The sequence below is a fragment of the Acetobacter suratthaniensis genome (genome assembly GCF_017377745.1).
Taxonomy (GTDB): Bacteria; Pseudomonadota; Alphaproteobacteria; order Acetobacterales; family Acetobacteraceae; genus Acetobacter; species Acetobacter suratthaniensis.
Genome location: NZ_JAFVMG010000045.1, coordinates 1 through 1,614, shown reverse-complemented (window position 1 = coordinate 1,614; position 1,614 = coordinate 1). Strand labels below are relative to the sequence as shown.

The 1,614-nt window shown below is 64.2% G+C and carries 1 protein-coding gene and 1 pseudogene; both read right to left on the bottom strand.

Annotated elements, in window-relative coordinates; translation table 11 throughout:
* Positions 1-74 precede the first annotated feature (74 nt).
* A complete protein-coding gene (locus J2D75_RS14200) occupies positions 75-443 on the bottom strand; it encodes a hypothetical protein (protein WP_207855441.1) in 369 nt (122 codons plus the stop codon).
* 169 nt (positions 444-612) lie between these two features.
* Positions 613-1,614: pseudogene (locus J2D75_RS14195) on the bottom strand (hypothetical protein); the annotation flags it as partial.

The following is a 1,614-nucleotide window of genomic DNA, read 5'->3' as shown; positions in this document are numbered from 1 at the left end:
AGGCACTCGTCAGGCTCAGTCTCGGTTCTGTTTTCTCTGGATGCAGGCTGGCGGTCGGGCCTCCCTGCATTGGGTCAGGCAGCAAAACGACGGGCGGGAGGCGCACCGCTCAGCACCGCGCGCGCGTCAGGTGAGCGGCTCAGGGAGAGCTTCAGGGGCTTGTCGTGGCGGCCGTCCCAGCTCAGCCCCTCGCAGGGGATCAGCAGCCCGGCCCTGCGCGCATCCTGATCACGCTGGAAGCACACGCGCTCGTTCCCGCCCTCTGGGCGGCAGCAGGGCTGGCCAGACAGCGCCCCACAGCCACGACACGCCATCTGGTAGGCCGGATCACCAGCGGGCCATTCGTGATGGCAGCGCCGGCACGTTACGGAAGCGTCCACACAGGCCCAGCGTGACGGGGTGGACCTTTGGGGCGCGGGAGGCAGGAAGGCAATCGGACGCATGGCATTCTCCTTTTCTGAATACCTGATGCCTGCCGGGACGGCGGCCGCGCGCTCAAACGCGGCGCGCAGCGCCGGGAGCGAAGCCCCACCGTTTGAACGCGCGGCTCCGTTCTGGCAGGCGCGCTGTCTGGTCTGTGTTTTTTGGATTCTGGTCTGGGAGTTACCGCCGTCAGGCGGCGATCCTCACCACCTCAAGGTGGCTGTCCAGATGGGCTTTCACTGCGGCCCGCGCGTCAGCATCGGCAGCGTCCGACGTCAGGGCCTCGGCGGCCTGTTCAAGCAGAGCGTTCTGCAGCTCGGCTGCGTCGTCTTTCTGTTCTTCAGGGTCATGGGCCTCGCCTGCGTCAGCGGTTTCTGACGGCGTAGTTTCAGCCTCGTCCGGCCCTTCCAGACCAGTTCCATACAGTTCTTCTTCAACGGGAAGCAGATGATCGAAATCACCCTCTTCCTCCTCGTCGCCCTCATGACTGCCTCTCAAAGAGGCCAGCCTTTCAGCGTTACGCACCATAGCGGCCAGTTCCACTTTCCAGTCCTCGGCAGCAGCCCCAAACCCGGCCTGCTCGGGCACCCACCGACCCTCAGCCCCCACATGCGCCATGATGGCATTACGCATCTCCTTGCCGGTGTTGCGAGGCAGGAGTTTGAGCGCCTTCCCCGCCTCCATGATGCCGGGCTTACTGAAACATTTGAGGAAGTCGTCGAACGCCATATTGGGCATCTGCGCATCGGCGTCGAACAGCAGCCCCATCAGCTGGGCCGTTAGACCACTTCCGCTGTGCTGGCTGATCGTACAGTTTGCGACATTCTTGAGCACGGCCACCGCCTCCTGTCGTAGGAGTGCCGGATCACGGATCAACACACCTTCGGGGAAGAGCGCGGCCAGAGCGGTCTCCTGTCGGCTCATCTGACCATAAGGCTCACGCTCAGGGGTACGCACTGAGACATTCTTGCCGCCAAGCGCCAGCAACAAGGCCGCGACCAGATCCCACGGGTCGACATCCTCAACCACCGCATCAAGCGCTGCATGCAACGCCTGTGTGCGGATCTGGCCCAACATGGCCAGCCCCGTACCGGAAATGGCCGCCCGCTCTTTGGGTGCCGCTACACTGGTCGGCGCAAGGCTGCGCGGAGCCGCAGCCGTTCCCTGTTCTTCAGTCTCCTGCGGACGCAA

What these genes read in the sequence shown, in the direction of transcription:
- J2D75_RS14200 (WP_207855441.1), bottom strand. Translation starts at nt 443, where the DNA reads ATGCGTCCGATTGCCTTCCTGCCTCCCGCGCCCCAAAGGTCCACCCCG.